The 3,527-nt window shown below is 60.6% G+C and carries 3 protein-coding genes and 2 pseudogenes; 2 read left to right on the top strand and 3 right to left on the bottom strand.

What is annotated here, in order from left to right:
• The 3 genes and pseudogenes from EN879_RS28355 to EN879_RS28345 form a co-directional block, all read right to left on the bottom strand.
• Positions 1-479: pseudogene (locus tag EN879_RS28355) on the bottom strand (hypothetical protein); the annotation flags it as partial.
• Positions 480-790: 311 nt separating this feature from the next.
• Positions 791-1,180: a cytochrome c family protein gene (locus EN879_RS28350; protein ID WP_063168854.1), complete on the bottom strand. Its 390-nt coding sequence runs from the start codon at positions 1,178-1,180 to the stop codon at positions 791-793.
• A gap of 89 nt (positions 1,181-1,269) precedes the next feature.
• Positions 1,270-1,881, bottom strand: coding sequence for a thymidine kinase (locus EN879_RS28345; protein ID WP_013529955.1), 612 nt, complete (start codon positions 1,879-1,881; stop codon positions 1,270-1,272).
• Between the two features lie 237 nt (positions 1,882-2,118).
• Between EN879_RS28345 and EN879_RS28340 the strand changes: the two genes are divergently transcribed.
• Both EN879_RS28340 and EN879_RS28335 read left to right on the top strand, forming a co-directional pair.
• A complete protein-coding gene (locus tag EN879_RS28340) occupies positions 2,119-3,054 on the top strand; it encodes a choline ABC transporter substrate-binding protein (protein ID WP_013529956.1) in 936 nt (311 codons plus the stop codon).
• A gap of 134 nt (positions 3,055-3,188) precedes the next feature.
• Positions 3,189-3,527: pseudogene (locus EN879_RS28335) on the top strand (choline ABC transporter permease subunit); the annotation flags it as partial.

The following is a 3,527-nucleotide window of genomic DNA, read 5'->3' as shown; positions in this document are numbered from 1 at the left end:
ATCACCTGCGACAGGCTGGTTTCCGAGGTCTTGTAGCGCTGGTCGAGGACCTCTTTCTGCGCCTTCAATATGCCGACGATGGTGTCGGATTTGACCAGCAATTCCTGCAGATTGCCCGCCAGCGACATGTTGCGGACGCGGTCGGTGCGCATGCGCTGCTTGCTCTGGCTGGAGAAGATACCGATGAATTTTTCCCAGCCGGTGTAGTTCTTCATGCTCTCGAACTCGGAGCCGAAGACGTTGGTGGCGTCCTCCAGGCCGATGATCAGGTCGGCAATGTTGCCTTCCATCACCTTTTGCTGCTTCAGCACATCCTCGATGCGGGCGTTCTCGAGGTCGAAATTGGCGTCGCCGATCTTCTTGTCCGATGTGGCGAGCGTATCAAGCATGGTGCCGGACTGCTCGATCTTGGAGCGCATGTCCTGCACGACCTGCTTGGTCTTGGCAATTTCGGCGTCGAAATTCTGCAATGTCGCCATTGGGGCCTCCCGCTTCGGCATGACGTCGCTGGTCGCGAACAGCGGCGAATATATGTGGGGCATCGGGGGATTGAAAGACGTGACAACAAGGGCGGCGTGAAAACAAAAGAATCCATCAGGGTCTTGAAAACCAGTGAAGGCGGGGGCCTGGCGTGATTAGCTTGCCTGCCAGCCGTAGTTCAGCTGTCATTGAACTTTCATGCGGCAAGCCGAGGGCGCACGGATGCCTTTGTATTCGGCAAACGACTGAAGCAATCGCGGCCGCGATATGCGAGGGGAAAGCCGGTTTTACAGAGCTGATGAACAGCGGATCAAGGCTTGGGATCGGCCTTCAGATAGGCGATGACATTGGCGATGTCGTCGTCATTGGTCAGGCCGCCGAAGGCCATCTTGTTGCCCGGCACCTTCAGCTTTGGGGCCTTGAGATACTCGGCGAGATTGGCTTCATCCCAGACCAGGCCGGCGGCGCCGGCACTCTTCATCGCCTCGGAATAGTGGCCAAGAAAGCTCTCTGCGCTGCCGGCGGTGCGGCCAACGACGCCCAACAGATGCGGACCGACCTTGTCGCGGTCGGTGGCTGCGTCATGGCAGGCCATGCATCGGTTGAAGACCTTCTTGCCCAGGGCAGGATCACCGCCGGCATGGGCTACGAGCGAGCTGGCAAGGAGAAGGATACTGGCGAACGAAGCGTCTCGAAGCATGGCTGACCCCGGGGAGCTCTGGCTGGCTGCGTTATAGTACCGAGGCCTTAAGAAACGCTGCATCGGGCCGGGGTCAAGGCCGCCGACCGTCAGCCCTTGATAAAGCCGATGAAGTCGTCTGGCGCGGCGCGGCCCATCTCTTCCTCCCAGTGGCGGCGGCAGAGCGAGACATAGACGTCCTTGCCGATCGCCACCTGCTCGCCCTGGCGCGCCACCTTGCCATCGGGGCCGAGGCGCACGACCATCGTCGCCTTGCGGCCGCATCGGCAGATGGTGCGCACTTCGCGCAAATCGTCGGCGATGGCCAGCAGCGCGCGCGAGCCGGAAAACAGCTTGCCCTGGAAATCGGTGCGCAGGCCGTAGCACATGACCGGGATGTTCAGCCGGTCGGCGATGCGGGCGAGCTGCCAGACCTGCTCTTCCTCGAGGAACTGCGCCTCGTCGACGAAGACGCAATGCACCGACGTATGCGCGTGATGAGCGGCGACGCGGGCGAACAGATCGTCGCCGTCGCGAAACATCTCGGCTTCCGTCTCCAGGCCTATGCGCGACGAGATCAGGCCTGTATCGCCCTTGCGGTAGTGGCCGGCGACGAACAGCATCGTGCCCATGCCGCGCTCGCGGTAATTGTAAGAGGCCTGCAAGAGCATCGTCGTCTTGCCGGCGTTCATCGTCGCGTAGTGGAAGTAAAGCTTGGCCATGCCGCTCTTTTAAGCCGACTTGGCCTGACACGGGGAGGGGCCAGAGCGGCATTCCCCTGAAAAAGCCGGCTGGCCAGACAAAAGCGCCTGATGTGTCGCTGATTGGCCAGCCCGCGCCGTTGATCGTGATTGTCTTAATGCTTGAAACCACACCAGAATGGTGTTTGGCTGACGAAACAAGGCGGGCATAGAAACCGTAGCTACGCTTCGCCAAAGAATCACAATGGGAGACTGTCTATGTCGCGTATGAACTCTTTCGTCGCCGGCCTCGGCCTGGCGGCTTTTTTGTCAACCAGCGCTGCCTACGCCGGTGATCCGGCAAGCTGCAAGGCGGTGCGCCTTTCCGACGTCGGCTGGACCGACATCCAGGCGACGACCGGCGTCGCCTCCGTGCTGCTGACCGCGCTCGGCTATGAGCCGCAAACGATCCAGCTGTCGGTGCCGGTGACCATGGCGTCGCTGAAGAACAAGGATCTCGACGTGTTCCTCGGCAACTGGATGCCGTCGATGACCAACGACATCAAGGACTATACAGCCGACGGTTCGGTCGAGACGATCAGCACCAACCTGACCGGCGCCGGCTACGGCATCGTCGTGCCGACCTATGTCGCCGACGCCGGCGTCAAATCGCTGACCGATATCGGCAAGTTCAAGGACAAGTTCAACGGCAAGATCTATGGCATCGAGGCCGGCAATGACGGCAACCGCATCATCCTCGACATGATCAAGAACCCGAAGGACAATCTCGAAGGCTTCGAGCTGGTCGAATCCTCGGAAGCCGGCATGCTGACGCAGGCCGAGCAGTCGATGAAGAACAATGAATGGATCGCCTTCCTCGGCTGGACGCCGCATCCGGTGATGGGCGCCATGAAGATCACCTATCTCGACGGCATGGGCGACAGCGGCTTCGGCGCCGCCACCGTCTACACCAATGTGCGCAAGGGCTACACCACCGAATGCCCGAACGCCGGCAAGTTCATCGCCAACCTGAAGTTCAACCTGGACATGGAAGGCGAGATGATGGACGCGATCCTCAAGGGCGGCGACGCCAATACGGTTGCAACCGACTGGCTGAAGAAGCACCCGGATGCCGTTGCCCCGTGGATAGCCGGCGTGACCACCTTCGACGGCGGTGACGCTGCCGCCGCCATCAAGACCGCGCTCGGAAGCTGAGCCGACTGAATTCGGCAAAGCCGAACCAGGAAGGGCAGCCATCTTAGAAAAGGCTGCCCTTTTTCATATCCTGTGACAAGATGACGACGGCCGAGGCCGAGGGGCAGGGCGGTCTCCTGCACGAGAGGGGCGATATGGATCCGATTTCGAAATTCATGGTCGATCACAAGATTCCGATCGGCGCCTGGGGAAAGGCCTTCTTCGGTTTCCTCACCGACAATTTCGACACTGTGTTCAGGGCCTTTTCGAATGGCCTCAATTTCCTGCTCGACGGGCTGGTCGGCATCCTCTTGATGGTGCCGCCGGTGCTGCTGGCGCTGGTCATCGCCGTTGTCGCCTGGCTGCTGCAACGCTCGCGACCGCTTGCCATCGGCGTCTTTCTCGGCCTGATCTTCATCATCAACCAGAACCTTTGGAAGCAGACGGTGCAGACGCTGGTGCTGGTCGTCGCGGCCGCTGCCATGGCCATGGCC

This window comes from Mesorhizobium sp. M7A.F.Ca.AU.002.02.1.1 (genome assembly GCF_003998535.1).
Lineage (GTDB): Bacteria > Pseudomonadota > Alphaproteobacteria > Rhizobiales > Rhizobiaceae > Mesorhizobium > Mesorhizobium ciceri.
This window is presented reverse-complemented; position numbering and strand designations above follow the sequence as displayed.

What these genes read in the sequence shown, in the direction of transcription:
- EN879_RS28350 (WP_063168854.1), bottom strand. Translation starts at nt 1,180, where the DNA reads ATGCTTCGAGACGCTTCGTTCGCCAGTATCCTTCTCCTTGCCAGCTCG.
- EN879_RS28345 (WP_013529955.1), bottom strand. Translation starts at nt 1,881, where the DNA reads ATGGCCAAGCTTTACTTCCACTACGCGACGATGAACGCCGGCAAGACG.
- EN879_RS28340 (WP_013529956.1), top strand. Translation starts at nt 2,119, where the DNA reads ATGTCGCGTATGAACTCTTTCGTCGCCGGCCTCGGCCTGGCGGCTTTT.